Below are 24,307 nucleotides of genomic sequence, written 5' to 3'. Positions count from 1 at the left end.
GACGGGCAGCGGCACCCCTTTGCCGCGACAAGGCCCGCCGGAAACGGCCAGGCACAGGAGAATCGATGGCACCCAGGACAGACAAGACGCGGGCCCGCAACGCCGCACCCTCCAGCCGGCCGCAGGCCACCGCGCGGGGCTGGCCCGGCCGGGGCGGCGGCATGGTCGGCTACATCGACGCCGCTCCCGAATGGCGCGGCACCTCCGTACAGGTCTGCGGGCTGTGGCCGTTCGGTGCCGGTGCCGGAACCCCCATGGTCGGGGTGCCGCTCGGCCGCGACCTGGACTCCGGGGCCACCGTGTGCTGCGACCCGGTGAGCTGGTTCATGCGGACAGGGCTGCTGGCCAACCCCTCGATGTTCGTGCTCGGCCGCCCCGGACTCGGCAAGTCAACGGTGGTGCGGCGGATGGCGCTCGGCCTGTCCGGCTACGGCGTCCACCCGCTCGTCTTCGGCGATCTCAAGCCCGACTACGTCGACCTGATCCGGGCGATCGGCGGACAGGTCATCAGCCTGGGCCGGGGACGCGGGCACCTCAACGTCCTCGACCCCGGGGAGTCCACGGCCGCAGCCGCGCGCCTCACCGGATCAGCACGTCGGCAGCTGCTCGCCGGTACGCACAGCCGCCGGCTGCACATGGTCTCGGCGCTGCTGACCATCCTGCGCTCGGAGCCGCCCAGCGACCGTGAGGAGACCATCCTCGCCGCCGCGCTGGACGTCCTCGACGACCGGCACGCCCGTGGCCGGACACCGGTGCTCGCCGATCTGGTGCAGGTCATCAAGGACGCCCCGGAGCCGGTGCGTGCCGTCGCGCTGGACCGCGGCGACATCACGCGGTACTGGGACATCACCGAGAACCTGGAAGCCTCGCTGACCGCGCTGCTCGGTGACGGCGTACTGGGGGACTCCTTCGCCCGCCCCACCACCGAGCCGATGAAGCTCGACCGTCCGGTGTGCTTCGACGTCAGCCACATCGACGACAGCGAGACCCTGCTCCAGGCCGCCGCCCTGCTGTCGTGCTGGTCCTACGGCTTCGGCGCGGTCTCCGCGGCCCATGCCCTCGCGGACGCCGGGCTGGAGCCGCAGCGCAACTACTTCCTGGTCATGGACGAGTTGTGGCGGGTACTGCAGGCCGGCCGGGGCCTGGTCGACCGGGTCAACGCGCTCACCCGGCTGGACCGGCAGCGCGGGGTGGGCCTGGCCATGGTGACCCACACCATCGGCGACCTGCTCGCCCTGCCCACGGAGGAGGACCGCATCAAGGCCAAGGGCTTCGTCGAGCGTGCGGGCATGGTGGTCTGCGCCGGTCTGCCTCCCGCCGAGATGCCGCAACTCGGCCAGGTGGTGGAGCTCACGGAGGTGGAGAAACGACTGCTGGTCGACTGGTCCACACCCCCGGCCTGGGACAGCTCCCGCAACCGCCAGGGGGACCCGCCCGGCCTCGGCAACTTCCTGGTCAAGGTCGGCAGCCGGCCCGGCATCCCGGTCCATGTGGACCTGACTCCGGGTGAGTTGGACGTCAACGACACCAACAAGAGGTGGAACAAGTGACCGGGCGGCCGGTGAGCCGAGTGCGGCGGCGTTCGGCGCTCGGCGGTCGGCGCGGGTCTGAACCGATGTGCCCGGGAGCCCGTATCCATCCCTGAGTTCGTTCGTCGTAAGCCGAAGCGTCAGGAAGTGGTTCACATGAGCGAGGACGGGCAGACGCCGCCGGGCGCCCCGCCCGGGCCGTCCGCCGCCCCCTTCGAGGTGGTCATCGATGGTGACGGCTCCGCCACCATCGACGGCGAGCCGGTGCCGGTACTCGGCGACCAGCCGCTCGACACCGCGATACTCGACACCCTGCACGGGTACGCGCAGATCCGCGAGTCCCCCGTCACGGCGGCCATTTCCAACCCCGCCACGGGATACGCGGTGAGCGTCGAGGTCGGTCCGGACGGCTCGAGCCGGCTGGTGGGCGGGGCGGCCGCGGACGCCGGTGGGCATGCCGCAGCCGCGCAAACCGGCACCGGCGGCACTGCAGCCGCAGCGTCCGGCGTATCAGGAGGGCCGGTTCCAGCTGTCGGGGGCGCTTCCGGCGCGGGCAGGCGGCGGGTCCCGTCCATCCCACGTCCCTCGCTGCCCCGGCCCTCGCTCTCGAAGCGGTCATCCGGAACCGGCGGGAAGGGACCACGCGGCTCGCGCGGCTCGGACGAGGAGTTCGAGCCGGGCAGCCTGCTCAAGAAGCCGTGGGTGGTCGCCACGACGGCCATCGCCGTGGCGGCACTCGTCACGACCCCGCTCGCGCTCGCCGGAGCCAGTGACGGCCACAAGGAGAACGGAGCGAGTCGGAAGCACCTGGAGGAACCCGAGGCCGACGAGGGCCGTGGCCCGTTCGGCACCGTGCGCCCCTCCCCACCGGGCTACCCGACCGACCCGCCTTCAGGGAGCCCTTCCTCGAAACCGTCGGAGAAGGACGAGAAGGACGAGAAGGACAAGGACCCCGACAAGCCGAAGTCGTCACTGTCGAAGCCCGAGGAGGCATCGGATGACGAGGAGGACGAGGAGCCGCGCGAGACGGACTCGTCGGGCGACCGTGACCACGACAAGAAGGTCAGCAGCGGGAAGCCCGCGAAGATCCCCTCCGGGACGACCATGGTCGTCAACCGGAGGACGGGCAAGTGCGTGGACCTGCCCGGCACCGGAAAAGGAAAGCCGGACGGACGGGTCCAGCAGGGCGCCTGCGACACCTCCGCCGGGGCACGCGGCGGCAACCAGCGCTGGCACCTGGATCTGAAGAAGAAGGACGCCGGGCCCGGGGACGCCGACCTCTACCTGATCCGCAACGTCAAGGACGGCCTGTGCCTGGACCTGCCCGCCTTCGGCCCCGTCAGGTCCACGACACCGGTGACCGAGTACCACTGCCGTCCCAAGAACGACAATCAACTGTGGTGGTTCGACAAGCAGTCCGACGGAACCTTCTGGATCCGCAATCACAAGAGCGGTCACCTGTGCCTGGACGTGGCGGACAGGAAGAAGGCCCACGCCCATCTGAGGATCGTCGGCTGCGAGGACAACTCCGTGCAGCAGTGGCGATTCCGCAAGCCGTGAGGCGCAGACCCCCGGAACGTTCGGCGGCTCAGTCGCCGGTGTGCTGGACGCCGGCGCCCTCGAGATCGCGCAGCTTGTCGCGGATCTCTTCCGCGTCCGGGTGGTTGAAGTCCTCCAGCAGCTGCAGCGCCTGGCCCCAGCCCGTACGGGCGGCATCCAGTTCGCCCAGGGCGAGACTGGTCTCGGCGAGGTGACCGAGGCTGTGCGCCTCGGCCCAGCGGTTGCCGACGTCCCGATGTGCCTGGAGCGCGAGGTGGTAGTGCTCCACCGCGTCGTCGTGGCGCCGGAGGCGGGAGTACACGGTGCCCAGGAAGTCCAGTGTGATGCCTTCGACCCAGCGGTTGTCGGTGGTTCGCAGGGCTTCCAGCGCCTCCTCCAGGTAGGCGCGGGCCTCGTCCAGTCGGCCGAGTCGCAAGTGCGCCTCGCCCAGGTTGTTCAAGCAGATCCCCACACCCCAGCTGTGGCCGATGGCGCGGTCGGTCTCGAGCGTTTGCTCCAGATAGCCGATCGCTTCATCGATCCGGCCGACTCTCAGGTGGACGTCACCGAGGTTGCCGATGGTCCTCGATACGCCCTGCTCGTCACCCAACTCCCGGAAGGCCGGGAGCGCTTGCAGATGGCAGTCGATGGCCTGATCAAGACTGCCGCCGGCCGTGAGGGCGTTGGCCAGACCGGCCAGGCACTCGGCCTCGCCCGTCCGGTCCCCTGCGGCACGGGCGGCGGCCAGGCCGGCGCGGTTGGAGGCGGTCCAGTCGTTCGTATGGTTGCGCAGGTAGAAGAACCCCCACAGCGCCGCGGTCAGCCGCCACGCCAGACCGGATCGGCCGTCCGTGGCGGCATGGTTGATCGCCGCGACGAGGTTGGGGCGCTCGGTCGAGCACCACTCCAGGGCCTCGTCGTAGGTCGTGAAGGTGTGGGGTCGGCAGTCGGAAGGCAGCGGGACGAGCGGGACGCGCGGACGCTTCGGGGTGATGAACCGGGACGCGGCGTCGGCGGTGTGCAGATACCAGGTCAGCACCCGCTCGGCGGCCTGTTCCCGGTCGGCTGCGGCCTCCTCGCAGCCGGCACGTTCCACGGCGTAGATGCGCAGCAGGTCGTGGAAGACGTAACGGCCGGGGAAGTGCTCGCTGAGCAGATGGGCGCGGGTGAGTTCGGCGAGCAGGCCGCGTGTCTCGCGCTCGGCGAGGCCTGCCAGGGCGGCGGTTGCGGGTGCCGAGATGTCCGGGCCCGGATGCGCGGCCAGCAACTGGAACAGCCTGGCGGCCGGGGCCGAGAGAGCGTGGTACGACCAGGAGAACACCGCTCGCACATCGGTGCTGATGTCGCCGCCCGTGAAGGCGTCGAGGCTGCCGTGGCTTGCACGCAGTTCGTCGGCGACGGCCTGCAACGGGAAGCTGGGATGCGTCGCGGCGCGCGCGGCGACTATGGCCAGCGCCAGCGGCAGCCGGGCACAGCAGGCGATGATCTCGTCCGCCGCCTCGGGCTCGGCGGCCATCCGGTCGGCCCCGATACGGCGGGCCAGGAAGTCCCGTGCCTCGGTGAGGGGGAGAGGGTTGAGCGTCAGCGGATGCGCCCCGTCACTGGCGATCAGACCGGTGAGCTGGTTGCGGCTGGTGATGATGGCCAGACAGCCGGGGCCGGAGGGCAGCAGGGGTCGTACCTGCTCGGTGTCACGGGCGTTGTCCAGCAGGAGCAGCACCCGCCGCTCCGCCAGCAGGCTGCGGTAGAGCGCCGCGCGGGTGTCGGGACGGCCGGGCATCTGGCTCGGCGGCACACCGAGTGCGTCCAGGAAGGTGTGGACGGCCTCGTCGGCCGGCATGGCGGAGCCGGTCGGATCGAAACCGCGCAAATTGGCGTAGAGCTGGCCGTCGGGGAAGCGGTGCGCGATCTCATGCGCCCAGTGCACTGCCAACGTGGTCTTGCCGACCCCCGCCATGCCGCCGATCGCGCTGATCACCACGGCGGTCGGACGTTTCCCCTCCGCGGGCAGCAGGGCGTTGGTCTGGGCGAGTTCGGTGTCGCGCCCGGTGAAGACCGGCAGGTCCGCCGGCAGATGTGCCGGGCGAGCCGTGGCCGCGATGGGAGGTGGGCTCGGCGGCGGCGCGGGAGGGGCGGCCTGCTTCGGCGGTTCGGGTGCACGCAGCGACGGATCGGCGGCCACGATGCGGGTGTGGAGGTCGAGCACGCCGGGACCGGGCTCGACACCCAGCTCCTTCCTCAGGGTCTCCCGCAGTTGGCGGTAGGCCGCCAGCGCCTCGACCTGACGCCCGCACCTGTACAGGGCCAGCATGAGCAGCTCGCAGAGCCGCTCGCGCAGCGGGTGCTCGCCGACCAGTGCCGTCAGCTCGGCAGCCGCCTCCTCGTGGCGCCCGAGCTCGAGATCGACGTCCGTGCGGAACTCGAAAGCACTGAGCCGCTGTTCGCCGAGCCGGTACCGCTCGGCCTCGGCCAGCGGACCGGGGAGCCCGGCGAGGGGCTTGCCCTCCCACAGTTCCAGCGCGGCGTGCAGCAGCTCCGCCGCCGCGGCGAGGTCGCCGCCGGTGCGGAGCTTCCTGGCCTCGGCCACCCGCCGTTCGAAGACGCTCACATCCAGGGAGTCCTCGGGGACGCGGACGAGATAGCCGTCCGCCGCCGAGACGATCACCTCCGGCGCCTCACCCGCCTCCCGATGCGGCTCCAGTACCTTGCGCAGCCGCGAGACGTACGTACGCAGAACGGTCACTGCTCCCGACGGCGGTTCCTCCCCCCAGATCGCGTCGACGAGCTCGCCGATGGTCGCAGGGCGGCCACGTCGCAGCAGCAGCGCTGTGAGCACGGCGCGTTGCTGAGGTGACCCGAGGGCCAGTTCTTGCTCCGCGCGCCACGCCCGGACAGGCCCTAAGACGGCGATGCGCAGGGAGTTCGTATGACTCGCGTTCACGAGTTCGACTCTACCGAGGTGTGAAAGATCCGGAAGGGCGCCGTTCCATTTCCGACCAAGATGTCCCTGCCCGGACTTCGCGACGTCACACACCCGAGATCAGATCGAGAGAACCCGGCCGACCGGTCGGCTGTAGACATCAAGCTGCGGGCGGCTCCGGCGGGGCCAGCGGCTCGACGGGCGGAACCTCCTTCGGCCGGTGGCTGCCGGGCTTGCATCCGGCGAACGGACCCGACGGATCCCGCAGTGCACCCATCACCGGGCCCAGGAAGTCGCGGTGCCACGAGGCCGGGCCCGTCATATCCGCGTCGGGTCCGGTCAGCTCCGCCCATGCCAGCCACAGACCGTGGAGCTGGGCCACCGCCTCCTGGTGCTCCCACCAGCGTGAGCACCATGGAGCTCCCGAGGTGACTTCCCTGCCGTAGACGGGCAGCAGCACGTGGTGCGTCCATTGCGACAGTTGGTACATCTCCGACTGGTAGTCGTAACCGTCCTTGTAGAGGATGAACCGCGGCGCGGCGGGCCCACCCTGTCCACGCACCACCTGGTCCTGCTCCTGCTCCTGGGCCTGGTGCTGGGCCTGGTCATCGTTCCGATGCCGGTCGGGGGTCCGGTTCCGGCTCTCGTCGGCCATGGGCATGGCGGGTCTGCTCCTGCGGTCGCGGGCGGTCTCCGGCGGCGTCTTCGGAACCATCACGTGCGGGCACCGCGCTCGGTTCACTCGCCCGGACGGCGCCGTGCGGAACCGAGTGAACCGATCCCCGAAACCGTCCGTGTTCCCTTTGAGCATCGGTCGTCGACGACACGGAGGACGTTCCCATGCCTGAGCCGACCGGTCCACGCCGCATCAGGCCGAGGCGGCTGGCGCGACAGTTGCTCGACGAGGAGTTGAAGGCTTCTGCGCGGCAGAGCGGCGCGCGGCAGAACCCTGCGTGGGTGCCTGCTCCCCCACGGGGGGAGCAGGACTCGCTCGGTCGGGCCGCGGACGACGTGGCGGACGAGATGCTGCGGTTTCTTCGCGGCTTGTGGCGCCGCCTGCTGCGGAACCGGCAAGGACAACAGCCCGCGGAAGACTCCGGTGTGGGGCAGGAACACCAGCCGTCATCTCCCGGGCAGGGGACCGGCTTCGCTCCCCAGGGCCGCGGCTTCGCTCCCTACGGGACGGGCTACGCGCCCCCTCCACCGGGATGGGCCGTCCTACCGCCTCCGCAGCAGCCGGACGGCCGGCGGACGCTCATGAAGCGGCAGCCGGAGGGCGCCCCGTCGCCCTTCGAGCAGTACGAGAGCCTCCGCGACCGCCCGGAGCAGCAGGCGGCGGTCCAGGACGAGGTGCGGAAGCTGATGAACGGCAGGACCCGGTACCGGGAGGCGGCTCGCCGTAACATGCTGCCTTTCGCCGCGTCACTGGCGGCATTGGCCGAGTCCCACGCGAACAACGCACGGAGGAGCGGGAAGAACACCGAGGCGCCCAAGTCCGAACGGTCCTGGCTCTCCAGGCTCAATCCCTGGCGGTCGGCGAGGCCGGGCAACGCCCGGGAGCGCTCGGCCGAGGCGGACTCTGCCGCAGTCCCTGGTGCCCGTCTGGCCACGCCGCCCCGGCTTCCTCAGCTGTCCGACCACGCCTCCGGGCAGCTGTCCGGCCCTGGACCCCAGAACGCCGTCACCCAGGCGGTCGCCCGCGCGGTGGCCCCCGCCCGGGGAGACTCCGCGGCGCACACCCCGGGGCCGCCCGTGCCCCCGAAGGTGCCGATCGTGCCGCCGAAGATCCCGCTGAACACGCCCGGCGCCGAACCCGCACAGAGCCGGAGCTCTTCGCCTGCCGACACCCAGCCGTCCCCTCCGTCTACTCCCGTGAGTCCCCCCGCGAGTCCGAGGGTGCCACCCGTGAGCCCGGTGAGTCGGACCGCGAGCCCGGTGAGTTCTCCGGCGCCCCCGGTTTCGCCGCCCTCCTCGCCCGGCTTCAGCCCCGCTGTGGCCGGCCAGTCGCTGGAACACCACCGCTCCAACAGCGAGGCGCGCGGGAAGGACGCCTCGATGTCCCGGTCGTCCCGGTCGCAGTCGCCGCACCGCGCTCCCGCGGCGCAGCAGTCCGACACCGCGAAGCGGGCACCGTCCCGGGGCAGGTGAGGATCGGTCGGCGTCCCGCTGGGGGCGGCACGAAAACGGTCCGGTGGTGCGTGAGCACCACCGGACCGTCATGTGTCATGGCTACCGTCGGAGGGCCGTCAGCCCTCTGCGGTATGCCCGGGAGTCACCTGCCCCCGCCGCCTCCCCTTCCGGGCGAGGGGGAGCGCCGCTGGTTCCCGTAGGGGTTCTGCCAGTTGCTGTAGCTGACGTTGTTGTATTGCTGCTGGCTGTAGCTGACACCCCCGGGGTTCTGCGAGTTCCGGCGCTGGACCCCGCCCTGATGTGCTTGCGCCGAGGTCTGGTATCCGCCGCCGCCCGTGCTGGACTGCCCGCGCCCACTCGGCAGATAGCTGACCTGCTGCTGTGGCTGGTAGGAGTTCACGGCGGCTGCCGTCGTGTTCGCCCTCGGTGGGGCCGGGCGGTACGTCAGCGTGCTGGTCTGCCCGTACGCCGGATGAGCGGGTGCGGCCTGCTGGGCGGGTAGCGCCAGGTTCGAGCGGCCCTGTTGCGCCGCCGGCATGTTGTACATGGGAAGGACGTTCCCCTGATCCTGCTGCCGCGACTGCTGCCCTTGGGGAAGGTGGTTGTACGCCCACGTGGCGCCGGCCGATGTCAGTGCGCCGAAGCCCTGGGCCGCCCAGGCCCACCTGTTGCTCTGAATCAGGCCCGAGGCGCCTATACCGTAGGCCGTTTGCCCCGCCATGTTCAGCGCGGTCATGCCGTAGTGCGCGTACGTCCTGTTCGGCGTCGCAGCCAACTGGGTGGCGGGCACCAGCGCGTTCACGGTGACGCCGCCGAGGCCGTACATCCTTGAGCCCCACGTGTTCGGCGGTGCGCTCGGGGGGTTACCGAGGATGCCGATCCCCTGGCCCGCGAAGGCCGCCCCACCGATATCGGTCCCGATCGTGGTCGCGTTGTCCCTGGCCCAGTTGCCGATGCGGTTCGCGAGCCGGTTCGGGTCCACCTGTCGCCAGATGGGCTCTCCCGTGTTCCGGTCACGGTCCCTGGTGTAGGTGTTGGAGCCCCTCAGGTAGTGCCACGCCTGGGTGGCGGTGTGGTACCAAGGCATCTCCTGGGGCGCGTCCTGCAGCACCTCCGGCAGATCGTCCGCGGAACCGGCGCTCGATGTGGTGCCCGGGCTGCTGGGCAGCTCCGACAGACGATCGACGGCCTCGTCCAGAGCGGGGATGTCGGTGCCGCTGCTGCCGCTGCTGCGGCTGCCGTCGGAGCCCGGTGACCCGCCCCCGCGGCGGCGGCGCTCGGTGGTCTCGCCACCGGAGCGATGGCTGCGACTGCTGCGCGAGGACGTCGTGGCCTCCGAGTCCCTGCGCGACGTTCCGCCGCGCTCGCTGCGGCGCGAACTGGTGGTGGCCTCCGAGTCCCTGCGCGACGACCTGCTGGTGCCGGACGAACTCGCCACCGAGGCGGGGTAGCCGCCGGGCATCACCGGCTGTTCTTCTCGCTCCTTCTTCTTTTTCTTCTTGTCCTTCGAGTCCTTTGGTGCCATGCCGGATCTCCTCCAGGCTGACAGGGAGCCCCGTCGTGACCGACAGGGCTCCGCGTTGAGAGTCGTCCTTCCATCACGGAATGCGGGTCGGGGCGGTTCATGGTCGAATCGGCGCCACCGGCGCCAGGCGAGTTGAACCCTTCCGCCGTGCGCCCCGTGGTGGTGCTCGATGCTCACGCCGCACAGCGACCGTGGAGAGCGGACGGCACCTGCCACGGGTCCGAGAACGACGCAGGCGACAGCGCAGCGCATCCGCGATGTGGATGCGCTGCGCGGTTTCGCGCTGCTCGGCATCCTGCTGGTCAACGTGCAGGTGATGGCCGATCCGTACGCGGGACAGGGGCCGTACGGATCAGCGGCGGAGCGGGTTGCCGTCTGGCTCGTCACCGCGTTGGTCAGCAGCAAGTTCTACCTGCTGTTCGCCTTCCTGTTCGGGTACAGCTTCACCCTCCAGGCCCGCTCGGCCGGGCGGGAGGGGGCCCGGTTCGCGGGGCGGCAGCTGCGGCGGCTGCTCTGCCTGTGGTGCCTCGGGTTCGCACACGCCGTTCTGCTGTTCCCCGGCGACATCCTGATGACGTACGCGGTGCTGGGGCTGGTGCTGTTCGCCGCGCGAGGCGTGGCGCCGCGCAAGGCCGTCGGCGGCGCGGTCGTACTCGTCGTCTCCCTCGGCGTCCTGCTGCTCGGCAAGGGCCTGCTCGCCCTCGCCGCCACCGCGCCGGGCGGCGCCGCTGTCCCCGAGGCCGCCTCCGCCGTGGCGGCCTATCGAGGCGATCCGGCCTCCGTCGTCCACGCCAATCTGCGCCATTGGCACGATCTGCTCGCCGGGGACATGCTGTACGCACCGCACATCCTGGCGGCGTTCCTGGTCGGTCTGGCAGCGGGGAAGCGGCAATTGCTCGCCGACCGGGACCGGTGCCGCGTCCAGGCCCGGCGGCTGGTCGGCTACGGGCTGCCGGTCGGCCTGGCGGGAGGCGTCTTCACGGCGGTATGCCGCAACGGACCGCTGGACGCACGCTGGTACGACGTCGGTGACGCCGTCGGCGTGCTCACAGCCCCGGCCCTCACCGCGGCGTACGGCGGTGGGCTGCTGCTTGTGCTGCGTACGGGGAAGGGCCGGCGGCTCGGCGAAGTGCTCGCCGCCGCCGGCCGGCTGGCGCTCAGCAACTATCTGACCCAGTCGCTGGTGATGGCGCTGGTCTTCACCGGATACGGCCTCGCCCTCCATGGCCGCCTGAGCCTGGTGCCCGTACTCGCCGGGTGCTTCGTCCTCTACGCCGCGCAACTGGCGCTCAGCACCTGGCTGGTACGCCGCTTCCGGCACGGGCCGGTCGAATGGCTCCTGCACAACGTGACCCGGGGGCGCGGGACCTGACCGCCCGCCCGGCTCCGGCGGTCAAGACGTCGCTTCCCGGGTCCACTTGAGCCGGTGATCGGGGGAGGGGAGCGCGGTGTCCGCCACGCTTCCGCCGCCCTCGGCGGCTCCGGCCTCCGGATACGCGGCGTCTCCCGGGTGCGCCCCGTGCTCCGCGCCGACGCCCATGCCCGCGGGGGCGTCCGCGCCCACCGCGGGTCCTCCCGCCCACGCCTGTGCGGCCCGCTGGGTGATGGCCTCCGTCTCGGCCTTGGCAGCTGCGGAGATGGCCGCCGCGCCGGGCTCCTTGAACCAGGGGCGCAGCCGGATCATGGCGGGGCGGATGCCGGTGGCCAGCAGCAGGGCCGTGCCCTTGGGAAGGGCACGGATCTTGTCGGGCGGCAGGACCGGGTCCAGCCGGTAGGAGACCGAACGGGAGCCGCCGTCCTTGCCGCTGGAGTAGGAGGGCGTCTTGACATCCTGCTGGCCGACGAGTTTGGAGACCTTGTCCACGAAGTCGGCGTCGTCCAGCCCCGCGCCCAGGAGTTTGATGGTGGCGGCGCTCCACAGCGCGTCCATGCCCGCCTCCCCCCACACGCGGGAGCCCTGGCGGTAGCTCTGCAGCAGGGTCACCACGTTGACGCCGCGGGAGCCCAGGTGGCTGTAGAGGTCGGGAAGGTCGGAGATGCGGCAGACGTTGGCCGCCTCGTCCAGCACGGCCGTCATCGGGGGGTCGAGCCGGCCGCCCATCCGCTCGGCGGCCATCACCCCGGCGCGCAGGGTGGCATCGGCGAGCCCGGCGATGACGCCGGCCGCGGAGCCGCCGCCGTCCTTGGAGAGCAGGTAGAGGGTGTCGCGGCCCAGTACGTGCGCGTGCGGGCGGAACTCGGGCAGCCACGGGTCGGGCTGGACCCAGGCGGCGATCTCCGGGTCGAGGAGACAGGCCACGCACTGCCGTGCCGTCTCGAAGATGCCGTCCCGGGTCTCGACCGCGCCGCGCACCGTGCCCTGGAGCTGCTCGGCCATGGCGACCATGTCGGCGTCGCGCAGCAGGTCGACCGGGGTGCGGTCGGCGGGGTCGGCGAGCCAGCCGAGCAGGTCGGTGACCGTGGCCCCGCCGCGCGCCGCGGCGAGGAACAGCGCCGTGAGCGTGTTCTGGGCGGCCGAGATCCAGAAGTCCTTCTTGGACGCGTCGTCGTTGACGGAGGCGACGAAGTGCCCGGACAGCCGGCGGGCGCCCTCGATGGTGTGGCAGTCGGCCAGCATGTTCCACCACATGCCGCGCGGGGTGTGCGCGATGCCCTGCGGGTCGAACGTCCACACCAGCCCGGTCTTCTGCCGTTCGGCCCGGGTGACCGCGTAGACGTCCGACTTGTTGGAGGTCAGCAGCACCGCGCCGGTGGCCCGCAGGACCCGGGGGACGGCGATACCGGTGGACTTACCGGCGCGCGGGGCCATCAGGTCGAGCTCCACATCCTCGAACGAGGAGCGCAGCTCGGGCCCGTCGGGCTCCAGATTGCCCAGCAGGTTGCCGGTCTGGTCGGGATGCAGCTCGGGCTCGTTCTTGACGGAGGGCCGCAGCTCCCGGGCGCGCTTCTCGACGGCGGCGGGCAGCATGGCGGCCAGCTCCCGACGCCCGGCGAGCCCCTTGGTACGGGAGCGGGAGCGGGCCGCCAGCTTCCATCCGGGGATTGCGACCGCGGCCGTGGCCGCTGCGAAGACCAGCACGATGCCGCAGTACACCGCGACGGGTGACGCCTGCGGCCACAGCGTGCCGGAGCCCTCCGTGACCAGCGTGGCGAGCAGCGTGACGGAGAACGGTGGCGGCCGCCAGCCCGCGCCGTTCAGCGCGGCTCCCAGCGTTCCGCCGAGCCACACGCCCGCTGATGTCGTCAGGCCCAGCGCCGTCACCCCCACGATGGCCCAGGGCCACAGGTCGCGGCCGTGCATCCCCCCTGCCGCGCTCGGACTCATGCGATCCTCCTGTCCGGCGCCGGTCCGGCATCGGCCTCGACGGCCGCGCCGGTCTCCTTCGCCGGCGACTGCGCGTTCTGCGCCCAGCGGCTGTTGGTGTCGTGCAGGTGGCGCTCGGTGTCGGTGATGCTGACCCTGATCGGTAGGCCGGGGCGGCCGCCGACTTTGACCAGGAAGCGGCCCCGGCCGGGCGGTTCCTCACGCTCGCCGGTCATCGCCCAGCCCGGCGGTGACGACCAGGAGGAGACCAGTTCGATCTCCCGCTGGGACAACCCGACGATCTTGCCCAGCTCCTCCATCTCCGCCCGCGGGAGCCCCGCGCAGACGACCATGCCCGCGCGTTCGACGAAGCCGCGTGCCTTGGCCTTGTCGGCTTCGGTACCGAGCGACTCCGCGTCCTTGAGCGTGTGCGTGATCTTGGCGTCGCCCAGGCCGAGTGTGCGGTTCAGGCGGGTGAGCGCGTCGATGCGGTCGACGATGCCGGACGCGGCGCGCAGCGGACGCCACAGCTCGTCGAGCACCGTGAAGAACCAGCGCCGGGGGGTCAGGCCCGCGTCGGCCAGCGCGTGGGACGCGGCGACCGAGCCGAGCCCGTCGGACCACGCCGCCAGCATCGCCGCCGCCGTCAGTTGGGTGTCCGACTCGCCGATCCGGGAGATGTCGATGCACACCGCCGGCGTGTTCAGGTCGATACGGGTCGAGGTCTCCGAGGCGAAGGTGTCACCCAGCGGCCCGTCCAGGATGCCCAGCAGCGAGCGGTGCAGGGGGTCCACGGCATCCCGGTACCGGGACTCGTCCCCCCGGTCCAGTGTGACCGCCCGGACCCGGTCCGGCCCCTCGCTGAGCACTCTCAGAACGTCGGGCAGCACCGGCGTCCGGCCCGGGGGTGTCCGCTCGCGCAGATGGTGGAGCACGGCGGAGAGGACGGCCTGCTCGTGGTCGTCCATGGGGCTGTTGCGGACGATGGTGACCAGCGCTGCGACCATGTTCAGCACACGTCCGTGCGCCTCGGCCTCCAGCGCCTGCCCCGCCGAACCGCCGATCCTGGCCGCCGCGGCGCCCATGGCGCCCGGGTCGAGCAGGTTGATGCCCCCCATGCCGCGCCCGATGGAGATCACCTGCCCGCCCAGGGCCCGTACCGTGTCCGCGTAGTCGGGCTTGAGGTCGCCCAGCACGAGCGGCACCACGCCGGTCGCGGACAGTCCGATCAGCATGCGGTTGACCAGGGTGGACTTGCCGAGCCCCGGCATGCCGAGCATGAACAGGGACGGGTTGGAGATGTAGCGGGCCCGGGTGAACCACGAGAGCGGGTCGCCGCACACCGTCGCGCCGGTGTGCAGATGCTGGCCCAGCGGCACGCCTGACATCGGCGCGCCCGAGCCGGCCGCGAACGGCCACAGACCGCATGCCTGCACGGTCGTCGCCCGCCACATGGTGGGCGGGTCCATGCCGCCGACCTGCCCGCCCCCGGGCCCCGGCCAGCCGCGGGAGGGCGCCATCGGCTCCCTGCGCGGTGCCTTCTTCGTTTTCTGCTGCTTGGCGTTGCTCCTGCTGTCGCGCGGGCTCACAGCGCCTCCCGCAGATCGCGCGGAATCAGGGTCAGCTCCCACGGGAGGATTCCGACCGGAAGGGTGCAACTGAAGGCCGCTGCCTGCATCCGGTCGGCAGGGCGCATGGACAGCCGCGCCGCTCCCTGGAGGTTGCGCATGGCCGAGCTGGCGTCGGCCAGTTCCTCGGCGGAGTCGACGGTGACGGTCAGCATCAGCGAGAACTCCACCAGGCCGGCGCCGGTGGCCTCCTCCTGCGCGGTCTGTTCGGCCGCGCGGACCTCGGTGGCGGCTCGGGCCTGGACCATGCCGCGCCCGGAGGTGGCCATGAACTGGGCTGCGCGCCGGTCGGCCTCCACGATGCGGGCCGAGGTCGCGGGGTCGATGGGCCGGTAGAGCAGCGCCACCCGCTTGCGGCGGGTGCCGGGCGAGGCTTCCAGCAGGCCGCGCAGCACGTTGGCCCGAACCGTGCCGCGGGGTGCGAGGGTGAGCATCCAGGTGCGGGAGACGCCGGAGTCGTGCTGGTAGGAGGCGACATCTTCGACGCAGGCCGCGGGGCCCGCGTCGTCCCACTCCAGACCGGTGCCGCCGTACTGGGTACGGATGTTGAGGACTTCACCCGCGACTGCCGGGTCGTAGGCCACCCGGACGACCTCGGCGATGCGCTCGGCGGAGAGCGGGTAGGCGACGCCGCCGCCCGCTCCGACGAGCCCGGAGAGCAGGCCCGGGATGCGGGTGGCGAGGTCGGTGACGAGTTCCTCGTGCTTGGGCTTCTGTCCTGCCTGCAGCCCGTAGGTGAGCGTGATGTAGGTGTGCATCTCGGAGGAGGCCTGCGGGTACCGCTCGACCACCTCCTCCATCACGGCACGCGCCGCGGCCGGAGCGTCGGGGGACAGACGCGGCAGCACCTCGTGCGCGAGCCGGGTGCCGGAGTCGGGGGCCGTCTCGACGATGACCGAGGCACCGCGCAGCCCCGGTTCGTGGGCCAACCGCGCCAGCCACCCGCCCCATGAGGCGACCCAGTTGTCCACCTGGTCCGGGTCGACCAGGAAACCGCCGTCGGGTTCGCAGCACAGCACGATGGTGTAGAGGTTCCGGCTGCGGTGGAACAGTACGCCGAAGTCCCGGTCGTAGGCGTCCCTGCCCTCGCGCATCTGCATCCGCCCCAGCAGTCCCGGAGGCTGGAACCGCCCGGCGGCTCGCCGCGACAGCGGGCCGGAGACATAGGTGGTCGACCCCTTGGACTTGCGGCGCATCCAGGCGATGCGGACGGCGATCAACTGATACAGGTTGCGCCCGTCCTGGGTGCGCATCATCAGCGGCGCGATGAGGACTGCCGTCGGAACGAGGATGACCATCGCGGCGGCCAGTGAGAACAGCGAGGCCAGCAGCGTGATGACGAGTCCGCCGAAGACGCCCGCGGTACCGATCATGCCGAAGGGCCCGAGACCTGGCCGCCGCGGTCGGCGCCAGTTCCCGTACGTGGGACTCGACGATGCGGCATGGATTGACATGGGTATGGCTTCCTTCCGTGTCCCGCGAGGGGGGGTGAAGTCCTGCCCTGGAGAGGGCTTTCAGGGGGACAGGTGGTGCACGGGGAGGTGCTGCCCGGAGCTGGGCGGAGTGCTCACCCCCGCCCCCGGACAACCGTCATTGCTGGTGGTCGCGGCCTCCGCTCGGCTGGTTGTGACCGAGATCTCCGTCCGCGTCGTCCACGGCGCCGCTGACGAGGTTCCCGACGCCCTTGGCGACGTCCTTGGCCGCGGACCCCGCAGCGAGGGCGACACCGACCGGTCCAGCGGCGGCCCCGGCGCCGCGTACGGCTCCGCTGGGGGCACCTCCGCTTTTGCCGCCGCCACCGCCGCCCGAGTTGCCGCCGCCCGAGCCGCCGCCGCCCTTGCCGCCGCCTCCGGTGCTGCTGCCGCCCGACCGGCTGCCCGTGGCCGCTGCGGCGAGGCCGCCGGGCCCGGACTGGCCGCCGCCGCCCGAGGGCCCGGTGGCTCCGGTGGCCCCGGACTTGCCACCGGAACCTGACTTGCCGCCGCCGCCCGAGGCCGCCGCGCCGACGACCGACTTGGCGCCGGAGGCGATCCCCCCGGCAGCGCCGGTGACGGCGCCGGAGTAGGCACCACTGCCACCGAGTGCCGCGGTGGCGGGCACCACCAGTTTCAGCAGCGCGGGCAGCGAGATGGCCGACAGGAGCATCACGCAGATCCCCGCGATCTTGACGTGGATGTTCTGGGTCCCCGCTCCCTCGTACTGTCCCGTGGTCAGCGCCGTGCCCGCGTAGATGACGAGACCCGCGGCGGGTTTGTAGAGCACCCAGGCGACCATCCAGCCGATGTGCTTGCGCCACCAGCCGCCGCCCCAGTCGAGCATGGACGCAGCGGCGGCCAGCGGAAGGGTGCCGAACAGCACGATCATGACGCCGAGCCGGACATAGAGCAGGATGCCGTGCACGACGGCGGCGATCAGCAGCAGGAACGCGAGGATCAGATAGAGGAACGACGGTACGTCGTCCGAGGAACCGCATCCCATGTTGTTGATCTGCGCGTTCACGGCACCTTTGAACAGGTAGTCGGCGTAGTTGTCACCGATCCCGGCGGCGGCGGCCATGATGGTCGTCCCTCCGCCGGCCACGACGATCAGCCGCACCATGCCCCGCAGCGCGGTCTGCCCGGCGTCGACCCGGCGTTCCGCGGCCATCCGGACGCAGGCGAAGAGCAGCGAGCCGATGGCAAGGTAGACGACGATGTACTTCACCTGGTTGTGCACCGGACTGGAGGCCGTGGTGGAAAAGGTGGGGATGGCCTCGGTCACCGCGGTGAACGCGGACAGCGCCCCGGTCATGATGGCGTTCGCGATGCCCTTGATGATGGTGCCGATGGGATCGCCCAGGAAGTCGAAGAACCCCTTGGCGATGTCCAGGATCGGATTTCCCGTGCTGCCGCATGCCGCCATCAGGCAGCCCCCCACTTGACGTATCCGCCATTGCTCATCGCGGAAGTCGGGGAGGAGAAGAGGGAACCGTTCGACCGAGGCTCGACTTTCCAGTCGCCGCCGTTCCATCGCATCGAGACCGTCGTCGCGCTCAGGCTCCCGCTCGCGCTCTTGATGAGGATCCGCACCTCGGCGGCCTTCTCCGAGTACGAGGGCACCGAGAACCCCGAGTAGACCCCGGGTTCCTGGCCTTCCACCTCCGCCTGGGAGACCGTGGAGCGCTGGGAGATGAACTGCTTCTTGCCGTCTCCTGGAACGAGCTGCTGCTCGGCGACGGTGCGCCAGTCGGCGCTGCTCATGTGCGTGAGAATGCCGTGTGCTGCCATGACGGCGCCCATGGGGGTGTGGGCGTAGCACCACCACACCGGCCCGTTGAACCGTGTCGGTCCGGCCGACGGCGAGGTGGGCACACTCGCGCGGTCGAGCGTCTTCCAGGCGACGTCCTTGGGCGGGGCGGTCGGGCTCGACGGATTCGCCCCGTCCGCCGTCGGCTCCTTGCTCTTCCTTCCGGTGTCCTGCTCTTCCCTACTTCCGGTGTTCTTGTCCGGCTTCGACGTTCCAGCGTCCTCGTCCTCGGTGTGGCAGCCCTTGGGCCGCTCGTCCGCCGCCGGTCCGTCCTTGTGCGGGCGGTGCGAGGTGAGCGGCCCCTTCATGGCCTTCCGGGGCGCGTCGGCGCCGTCGTCGGCTCCGCCGGAACCCGTGACATAGGAAACCGCCGCGATGACCAGCGCGGTCGCCAGGAACACGGCCGAGAACACCCACCCGCGCTGTTTCCAGAAAGGTGCGTCAACCGTGTCGTCGTCCTGCTTGCGTGAGAACATTGCTACTCATTCCCGCCTCGGTGCCCCTCGGTGCCCCGGAGTTGCCCGTCTCTTCAGAAGATCCAGTTCGCGAAGGGCCCTGCGGAGGCCACGAGGCAGCAGCCGCCCAGCACCATGCCGAGCCGGCTCATGTGCTCGGAGCTCTCGCCGCGCTTCAGGGAAATGCCCATCATGGCGCCGGTGATCACGATTCCGAGTACGCCTGCCGCGGTACCGGCCCACGCGGCCAGACCGAGCATCTTGTCGATCTTCGGCCCGAGGCCGTCGGGGGCCTGGCGCTTGGGCTGCGGCACCGCCAGGTAGAGGCTGAGCAGAGTGGTCTTCATCGGAATCTCCTGTGAGGTGAGGTAACTGGGACGGGTGTGCGGCGACGTGCCGTGCCGGCGGATCCGGCTGTGTTTCAGGGGGTCAGGGGGTCAGAGGGCCGAACCACTGCACGAGCGGCGCCGCCGTGGTGGCGATGACCGAGGCGACCAGCACAATGAAGAACCCTCGGAAGTACGTGGCGCCTTCGCCCATTTCTCCGCGCCGCAACTGGAGGGACATCTGGGTGCCGACGATGATGAGTCCGAGCACGCCTGCCCCCGACGCGGCCCAGGCCAGCCAACTGAGGATCTGATTCGCGTCGCCCCCCGGTTGGTAGGGGGCGAGTTCTTCCGCCAGTAGTCGGGGCATCTGGCTCATGACGGTCACCGTCTCTTCTCCCGCTTCTTGGAGTGGGCGAGCTGGGTTCCGGCCAGCTCACCGAGCGTGCGGATGGCTCGCGGTGCGGGCCCGCTCCGCTTCTCCCCCCGCCACGCCGGAACCCAGGGCACCCGGTGGACGTCCGCGACGGAGCGCAGCACACGGACGCGCTGCGCGAGGTGGAAGGGCAGCCGCCCGGGTGCGTCAGCGACGAGCACCACGGCGAGCAGGTCCACCCCCGCCGGGTGCTCTCCCGAGTGCAGGGCTTCCAGCGCCCGGGACGCCGCCCGCAGTCCCGACGCGTGGGTCCGCGCCACCAGGAGCACCCGGCCGGGCTCTCCCTGGGACGGGTCGGGCCATCGGCGCCCCACGTCACGTCCGCCCACCAGGTCGGCGAGCGTGGTGGTTCCGGCGCCGCCATGAGCACCGACCCAGCTCACCGGACCCCCGTCGGATGCGACGGGCTCTCCGACCACCGGAGGGCGGGGCGACCGGCTCCCGGTCGCGGCCGCGGCCGGGCCCGTCGGCACCGGTGGCCCGGCGGCCAGGCCTGCCGGATCGACGGCGATGGCGTGTTGACCGAGCGGGGACGGAGCGGCCGGTGCGGCCGACGCCCTTCGTACCGGGTCCGGACCCGGCGACGGCGCAGCCGGTGCTGCCGGAGCCGGTGCTGCCGGAGCCGGACCTGCCGGAGCCGGACCTGCCGGGTCCGCGGACCGCCCTTCCCGACCGACCGGTTCCCGCGCCTCCGTGGCCGGTTGGGGTTCCGTCGGCCCGCGTACCCACATGTGCGGGCCGGCGGGTGCCTGGCCGGCTGACGCCGGTGGGGGGACGCTCATCGCGTGTCCAGCCTCCTCTCCTGCGCTCTCCTGGGTTTCTGTGCTGCGGCTGTCCTGCGACCTGACGGGGCCTGGCGGGAAGTCGAATTGAACTGATTCGTCCCCGTGCCCGTTCCGATCTGTAAGCGCGTTGCCCTCCGTCGGAGAGCCACAACGGGACTTCAGCGGAAGTGGTTCACCGCTCTTGGACAACGCGGCGACGTTCGGTGCGGAGGGAGGAGGAGGCGGCGGGTGGTGGGCCCATGAGCGAGAACGAGGGGAAGTCCGGCAAGGCGACGATGATCGGCCTGGTCGGAACGGGCTGCGGATGCCTGACACTGCCGGCGGCAGCGGCCGGCCTGATCGTTCTGTTGATCGTCTTCGGTGGGCTCGGCGTCCTCTTCGCGCCCATCATCGCCCTCATCCTGTTCTTCGGCGGTGGAGGAGGGGGCGACGACGTCTCGCCCTCGGACATCGACACCGACGAAGTGTCCGAGTCGGTCCAGGGCGATGGGAAGGGCGAGCTGCACCACGACACGGTGCCCGCGGACCTGGCGGACACCATCGAGAAGGCCGGGGGCATCTGCGACGTCATCGGACCGGTCGTCATCGCGGCACAGATCGAGCACGAGTCCTCGTTCAACGAGGACATGCTCGGCCCCAACGGAGAGAAGGGCATCTCGCAGTTGCCGCCGGACAAGTTCGAGGAGTTCGGCGAGGACGAGGACGACAACGACGAGACCTCGGCGACCGATCCCGAGGACTCGATCATGGCTCAGGGCCGCTACATGTGCTCGCTGGCCGAGAAGGTCAAGCCACTCGTCGACAGCGGCCAGGCCCCCGAGGGGCAGAGCGTTCTCGACCTCACTCTCGCCGCCTACGACGTCGGGCTGAAGGCGGTGCAGGACGCCAAGGGCCTTCCCGAGTCCGGCACGGCGCAGAGCTATGTGATCACCGTCAGGTCGCTCTTCCCGCGGTTCGAGGGGATCGGCGGTGCCGTGTCGCCGTCCGAGTTCCCGACCCCGCCCACGTCCCCTCCCGATTCCTGACCCGAGACCACGGCACGGGCACGGCCCGCCCCCCTTACGAGAATGGAGAGGCAGCGCCACATGCTCCACACGCATCATCCCGCAGGAGTGACGGCGAGCCAGGCGGTCTCGGCAGGCGCCGAAACGTCGCAGCTCGTCCCGCCTCCTTCCCGGTTCGAGGTGCTCATCGCGCAGGACGGCACCGTGGCGCTCAACGGCGAGCGCATGCCGACGGCGGACGGGGAAGAGGTCCACGTCGCGGTTCTCGACGCCATACACCGCGCGGCGCAGGAGCGGGGGGAACCCGTCGAGGCGACCATCCTCGATCTGCGGGAGAACGGCAGAGCGACCTACATCCAGGTCGCTCCGGACGGCTCGAGCCGGCTGCTCGTGCCCGCGGGCGAGGAGGCGCCACCGGTCGACGACGCACAGCTTGCCGACACCGACCCGCACCCTGGAGGGAAATCCGCCCAGGCTCCGGTCTCCGCCCAGGCCCCCGTCCCCGCGCAGGCCCCCGTCTCCGCCCCCGCTTCCGTTCCCGGCCCCGCTGAGGACCCCGGACCCGACGCCGAGCAGCCGCGACCCGCTCCGGTCCCCGGCGAACTGGCGGAGGCCGTGGCGCACATCAACAGGGCGGCGAGCGGCGGCGAGCCGCAGCGCGCCATGGTGCTCGCCTTCCGGCTGCGGGAACACGCCGTGCGCAGCTACGGCGAGGAGCACCCCTACACCCTGGAGGCGCGCGACCTGGAGGCGTTCGTCGCACGCCTGGGCGGCAACTACGCGAAGGCCGTGGGGATGTACCTCGAACTCGCACGGGTCTGCCATCGCCAGGGCAGCCCCCGTGCCTACGGGTACCTCAAGCGTGCCGCCGGCAACTGGCAGATGCTCACGGATCCGCAGTCGCTGCTCACGCATGGCCGGGGGCTCCTGGCCACGTGGGCCGCGCTCGCCTCGGAAGCCGGACCCGCAGCCGACGACACGGTGCTGCCCTGCCATGTCCGTCAGCGTCTGCACGCCCTCGCCGGTGTCGGGGACACTCCCGGCGTTGCGGGCGGCGAGGGATCTCATGACGGTTGAGCCGCCGGATATACGCCGCTGACCTGCGGCATCAACATCGGATTGACGCCGGAGAGCCGACGTTGCGGAAAGGAGTACACCAGGGGCCTTTGTGACGCGCGTCACTCAATGTTGTCGGTTCAGGTGTGAACTTCCCTCGCGGAATGTGTATCTAATTCCTCATTAAACGCTCTAGAGGCTGGTTTACAGGGACAAGACCGATTCGTGCCTTATGCATGGCTCAATGCCGCGCCGCTCCGAGGCAATCGGTCATCAACGTCACGTGGATCTCCCCTCAGAAAACTCTCTGCCTCGTGAGGGGGCCGCTGTGCGAGTCCCGAGGCCAGTCCCGCCGTCGTCGACGGCGCGAATCGAGGGGGTACCAACCGTGAGCTGGACCGTCTTGGGGTCAGGAGGAGCGGTCAGCGCCCAGGAACGGGCGACCCGTTCCCTGTACGAGCAGCACGCACGGCCCTTACAGGGCTATGTGCTCCAACTGCTCGGTGGTGATCTGCAAAGGGCCGAGGACGTGGTGCAGGAGACGCTGCTGCGCTGCTGGCGCAATCAGCAACTGGTCGACGACGGGCAGGACTTGCGTCCCTGGTTGTTCAAGGTGGCGCGCAATCTCGTCATCGACGACTACCGGCTGCGCAGGGCGCGACCCAAGGAGGTCGACGGCAACGCCTGGCTGGAGGATGTGCTGGCCGACAACGACGACGTCGACCGGGTGCTCTCCTCCCTGGTGCTGGTGCAGGCGTTCCAGGCGCTCTCGCCCGCGCATCGGGAGGTGCTGTACGAGACGTACTACACCGGCAGGTCGACACGCGAGGTCTCACTCGTCCTCGGCATACCGCCGGGCACCGTGAAGTCGCGGCTGTACCACGCGGTGCGCAAGCTGCGGCTGACCCTGGGTGTGACCGAAGCCGCCGAGGGCCAGAAGCCCACCGCCGCGGTCAAGTAGCCCATGCTTGCTCGGCCCTTCCTGGGCGCTCCGCACGGTACCGGGCACCGGAAGCCGGTGCCCGGTACCGTAAGGCCTCGCTACGGAACCCCAGCCGCCGCACGGCCTCGACCGACAGGCCGACGGACGGCAACCGAAGTGCCCACCGCAATCTGCGATGGGCCCCAGGCATTGGGGGCAGGACGCACCGTGCGCTTGCGCCGACCGGATGGCCCGGACGGGTGCTGGGCCGGCACTCAGCCGGATCTCGTCACGCCGCGATTTCTGTGCGAGTGGGTGGTTCGGCACCCTGCCGTGTGCAGGTGATGCCCGCGATGACGGCCGCGGTGCGCAGCAGGTCGCTCAGCGCCCTGCCGTCGAGACCGGCCAGCTCTCCGCGCCGGGCTCCGCCGAGCAGGTCGGCCCGGCCGAGCCAGTCGAGGACGCCGGCGGTGAAGGCGTCACCGGCGCCCACGGTGTCGACCGCCTTCACCGGGGGTGCGGGTTGCCGAGCCTCCCCGGCGGCCGTCACGGCCCAGGCGCCGGCGGCGCCGCGGGTTACCACGACGAGTGCCGGTCCCGAGGCGAGCCAGCGACGGGCCACTTCGGTGTCCTTTTCCTCGGGGTGGAGCCAGGCGAGGTCCTCGGAGCTGACCTTGACCACATCCACCATGGCCACCTGCCGTTCGACCCGTTCGACCACCTCGGCCCGTGGTGGCAGGAGGGAGGGGCGGATGTTGGGGTCCAGGGAGAGCGTCACGGCGCCGCGTGTGTGTTCGGCGGCCATGAAGGCTTCGAGCACGTCCGCTCCGGGCGCCAGGGTGGTGGCGAGTGATCCGGTGTGCACGGCCCGGCAGGAGCCGTCCAGCACGGGGGGCTCGTGGGGGTCCCAGGCGATGCGGAAGTCGTAGTCGGCGACCCCTTCGGTGTCGAGGGTGGCGATGGCCAGGCTGGTCGGTTCCTTCGGCCCTGGGAGGATGCGGATGTCGGCACCGCTGCGCTCCAGGTGCCCGCGCACCAGGCGGCCGAAGGTGTCGTCGCCGAGGTGTGTGGCCAGCGTGACCTGGTTGCCGAGTCGGGCGAGGCCCACGGCCACATTGGCCGGACTGCCGCCGGGCAGGGAGGCGAACGTGCGCCCTGCGGCGGGTCCGACCAGGTCGATCAGGGATTCGCCGACGACCGTGATCACATCTGCTCCTTCGTTCGGGGCCGCCGGCCGCGGAGGCAGCCCGCCGTCGAGTACGTCGAGTACGTCGACCGGGGCGACCGGGGGGGGGTGTTCCGGGACGGGGGGGGCGAGCCCGGAGAGCGCCCGGGACAGGGCGGGGAAGCGGAGCAACGATAAGTGGCAGAAAAAAATCTCGCAAGATGTGTTAACAAAGGTGCGGTCTGCTGCTAATAATTCCGCCATCGATACCGCGCTCGACACCCCTGAGCCTCCTTCG

The 24,307-nt window shown here is 71.1% G+C and carries 19 protein-coding genes; 6 read left to right on the top strand and 13 right to left on the bottom strand.

Annotated elements, in window-relative coordinates:
- Positions 1-65: 65 nt before the first annotated feature.
- Both HC362_RS03495 and HC362_RS03490 read left to right on the top strand, forming a co-directional pair.
- Positions 66-1,550, top strand: coding sequence for an ATP/GTP-binding protein (locus tag HC362_RS03495; protein ID WP_243082291.1), 1,485 nt, complete (start codon positions 66-68; stop codon positions 1,548-1,550).
- 135 nt (positions 1,551-1,685) lie between these two features.
- Entirely contained in the window at positions 1,686-3,089 is a 1,404-nt protein-coding gene (locus tag HC362_RS03490; RefSeq protein ID WP_243082290.1) for an RICIN domain-containing protein, read from the top strand.
- Positions 3,090-3,117: 28 nt separating this feature from the next.
- Here HC362_RS03490 and HC362_RS03485 read toward each other — a convergent pair whose 3' ends face one another.
- The 4 genes from HC362_RS03485 to HC362_RS03470 all read right to left on the bottom strand — a co-directional run bounded on the left by HC362_RS03485 (position 3,118) and on the right by HC362_RS03470 (position 9,643).
- On the bottom strand, positions 3,118-5,904 hold the full coding sequence (locus tag HC362_RS03485) for a BTAD domain-containing putative transcriptional regulator (protein WP_243082289.1): 2,787 nt from the start codon (positions 5,902-5,904) through the stop codon (positions 3,118-3,120).
- A 244-nt stretch (positions 5,905-6,148) separates the two neighbouring features.
- Entirely contained in the window at positions 6,149-6,649 is a 501-nt protein-coding gene (locus tag HC362_RS03480) for a DUF4913 domain-containing protein (protein WP_347568415.1), read from the bottom strand.
- Between the two features lie 964 nt (positions 6,650-7,613).
- Positions 7,614-8,105: a hypothetical protein gene (locus HC362_RS03475; RefSeq protein WP_243082288.1), complete on the bottom strand. Its 492-nt coding sequence runs from the start codon at positions 8,103-8,105 to the stop codon at positions 7,614-7,616.
- Positions 8,106-8,260: 155 nt separating this feature from the next.
- On the bottom strand, positions 8,261-9,643 hold the full coding sequence (locus HC362_RS03470) for a hypothetical protein (protein WP_243082287.1): 1,383 nt from the start codon (positions 9,641-9,643) through the stop codon (positions 8,261-8,263).
- A 169-nt stretch (positions 9,644-9,812) separates the two neighbouring features.
- On the opposite strand from HC362_RS03470, the gene HC362_RS03465 reads away from it, so the two are divergent.
- Positions 9,813-11,015 carry a DUF418 domain-containing protein gene (locus HC362_RS03465; RefSeq protein ID WP_243082286.1) on the top strand — a complete coding sequence of 401 codons (1,203 nt, stop codon included), beginning with the start codon at positions 9,813-9,815 and terminating at the stop codon, positions 11,013-11,015.
- 21 nt (positions 11,016-11,036) lie between these two features.
- Here HC362_RS03465 and HC362_RS03460 read toward each other — a convergent pair whose 3' ends face one another.
- The 8 genes from HC362_RS03460 to HC362_RS03425 form a co-directional block, all read right to left on the bottom strand.
- The gene (locus tag HC362_RS03460) at positions 11,037-12,968 is read right to left on the bottom strand and encodes a type IV secretory system conjugative DNA transfer family protein (protein ID WP_243082285.1); all 1,932 of its coding nucleotides are present in this window, start codon (positions 12,966-12,968) and stop codon (positions 11,037-11,039) included.
- The gene (locus HC362_RS03455; RefSeq protein ID WP_243088337.1) at positions 12,965-14,467 is read right to left on the bottom strand and encodes an ATP/GTP-binding protein; all 1,503 of its coding nucleotides are present in this window, start codon (positions 14,465-14,467) and stop codon (positions 12,965-12,967) included. Before HC362_RS03455 ends, HC362_RS03460 begins: the two co-directional genes overlap by 4 nt.
- Before the next feature lie 65 nt (positions 14,468-14,532).
- The gene (locus HC362_RS03450) at positions 14,533-16,029 is read right to left on the bottom strand and encodes an SCO6880 family protein (RefSeq protein ID WP_347568414.1); all 1,497 of its coding nucleotides are present in this window, start codon (positions 16,027-16,029) and stop codon (positions 14,533-14,535) included.
- Between the two features lie 136 nt (positions 16,030-16,165).
- Positions 16,166-17,476, bottom strand: a complete 1,311-nt coding sequence (locus HC362_RS03445) for a hypothetical protein (protein ID WP_243082283.1) — start codon at positions 17,474-17,476, stop codon at positions 16,166-16,168.
- Positions 17,476-18,336 (bottom strand): hypothetical protein, encoded by an 861-nt coding sequence (locus HC362_RS03440; RefSeq protein WP_243082282.1) that lies wholly within the window; start codon positions 18,334-18,336, stop codon positions 17,476-17,478. The genes HC362_RS03445 and HC362_RS03440 overlap by 1 nt, the downstream gene beginning before the upstream one ends.
- Before the next feature lie 53 nt (positions 18,337-18,389).
- Entirely contained in the window at positions 18,390-18,662 is a 273-nt protein-coding gene (locus tag HC362_RS03435; RefSeq protein WP_209267649.1) for a hypothetical protein, read from the bottom strand.
- An 82-nt stretch (positions 18,663-18,744) separates the two neighbouring features.
- On the bottom strand, positions 18,745-19,020 hold the full coding sequence (locus HC362_RS03430) for a hypothetical protein (protein WP_243082281.1): 276 nt from the start codon (positions 19,018-19,020) through the stop codon (positions 18,745-18,747).
- Positions 19,021-19,025: 5 nt separating this feature from the next.
- Complete coding sequence (locus tag HC362_RS03425; RefSeq protein WP_243082280.1) at positions 19,026-19,460, bottom strand: DUF6668 family protein; 435 nt, start codon at positions 19,458-19,460, stop codon at positions 19,026-19,028.
- Between the two features lie 641 nt (positions 19,461-20,101).
- On the opposite strand from HC362_RS03425, the gene HC362_RS03420 reads away from it, so the two are divergent.
- From HC362_RS03420 to HC362_RS03410, 3 genes are all read left to right on the top strand, one after another.
- Positions 20,102-20,887, top strand: coding sequence for a transglycosylase SLT domain-containing protein (locus HC362_RS03420; RefSeq protein ID WP_243082279.1), 786 nt, complete (start codon positions 20,102-20,104; stop codon positions 20,885-20,887).
- 60 nt (positions 20,888-20,947) lie between these two features.
- Positions 20,948-21,943, top strand: a complete 996-nt coding sequence (locus HC362_RS03415) for a hypothetical protein (RefSeq protein WP_243082278.1) — start codon at positions 20,948-20,950, stop codon at positions 21,941-21,943.
- A 367-nt stretch (positions 21,944-22,310) separates the two neighbouring features.
- Positions 22,311-22,883 carry a sigma-70 family RNA polymerase sigma factor gene (locus tag HC362_RS03410; RefSeq protein WP_243082277.1) on the top strand — a complete coding sequence of 191 codons (573 nt, stop codon included), beginning with the start codon at positions 22,311-22,313 and terminating at the stop codon, positions 22,881-22,883.
- Positions 22,884-23,133: 250 nt separating this feature from the next.
- Here HC362_RS03410 and HC362_RS03405 read toward each other — a convergent pair whose 3' ends face one another.
- Positions 23,134-24,051 carry a carbohydrate kinase gene (locus HC362_RS03405; RefSeq protein ID WP_243082276.1) on the bottom strand — a complete coding sequence of 306 codons (918 nt, stop codon included), beginning with the start codon at positions 24,049-24,051 and terminating at the stop codon, positions 23,134-23,136.
- Between the last annotated feature and the right edge of the window lie 256 nt (positions 24,052-24,307).

The sequence above is a fragment of the Streptomyces sp. 891-h genome (assembly GCF_022760275.1).
GTDB lineage: Bacteria > Actinomycetota > Actinomycetes > Streptomycetales > Streptomycetaceae > Streptomyces > Streptomyces spirodelae.
This window is presented reverse-complemented; position numbering and strand designations above follow the sequence as displayed.

Coding starts and splice junctions, on each gene's coding strand:
- HC362_RS03445 (WP_243082283.1), bottom strand. CDS start 17,476: ATGGCGGCATGCGGCAGCACGGGAAATCCGATCCTGGACATCGCCAAG.
- HC362_RS03450 (WP_347568414.1), bottom strand. CDS start 16,029: ATGTCAATCCATGCCGCATCGTCGAGTCCCACGTACGGGAACTGGCGC.
- HC362_RS03415 (WP_243082278.1), top strand. CDS start 20,948: ATGCTCCACACGCATCATCCCGCAGGAGTGACGGCGAGCCAGGCGGTC.
- HC362_RS03470 (WP_243082287.1), bottom strand. CDS start 9,643: ATGGCACCAAAGGACTCGAAGGACAAGAAGAAAAAGAAGAAGGAGCGA.
- HC362_RS03430 (WP_243082281.1), bottom strand. CDS start 19,020: ATGAGCCAGATGCCCCGACTACTGGCGGAAGAACTCGCCCCCTACCAA.
- HC362_RS03465 (WP_243082286.1), top strand. CDS start 9,813: ATGCTCACGCCGCACAGCGACCGTGGAGAGCGGACGGCACCTGCCACG.
- HC362_RS03440 (WP_243082282.1), bottom strand. CDS start 18,336: ATGTTCTCACGCAAGCAGGACGACGACACGGTTGACGCACCTTTCTGG.
- HC362_RS03455 (WP_243088337.1), bottom strand. CDS start 14,467: ATGGCGCCCTCCCGCGGCTGGCCGGGGCCCGGGGGCGGGCAGGTCGGC.
- HC362_RS03420 (WP_243082279.1), top strand. CDS start 20,102: ATGAGCGAGAACGAGGGGAAGTCCGGCAAGGCGACGATGATCGGCCTG.
- HC362_RS03460 (WP_243082285.1), bottom strand. CDS start 12,968: ATGAGTCCGAGCGCGGCAGGGGGGATGCACGGCCGCGACCTGTGGCCC.
- HC362_RS03480 (WP_347568415.1), bottom strand. CDS start 6,649: ATGCCCATGGCCGACGAGAGCCGGAACCGGACCCCCGACCGGCATCGG.
- HC362_RS03490 (WP_243082290.1), top strand. CDS start 1,686: ATGAGCGAGGACGGGCAGACGCCGCCGGGCGCCCCGCCCGGGCCGTCC.
- HC362_RS03435 (WP_209267649.1), bottom strand. CDS start 18,662: ATGAAGACCACTCTGCTCAGCCTCTACCTGGCGGTGCCGCAGCCCAAG.
- HC362_RS03495 (WP_243082291.1), top strand. CDS start 66: ATGGCACCCAGGACAGACAAGACGCGGGCCCGCAACGCCGCACCCTCC.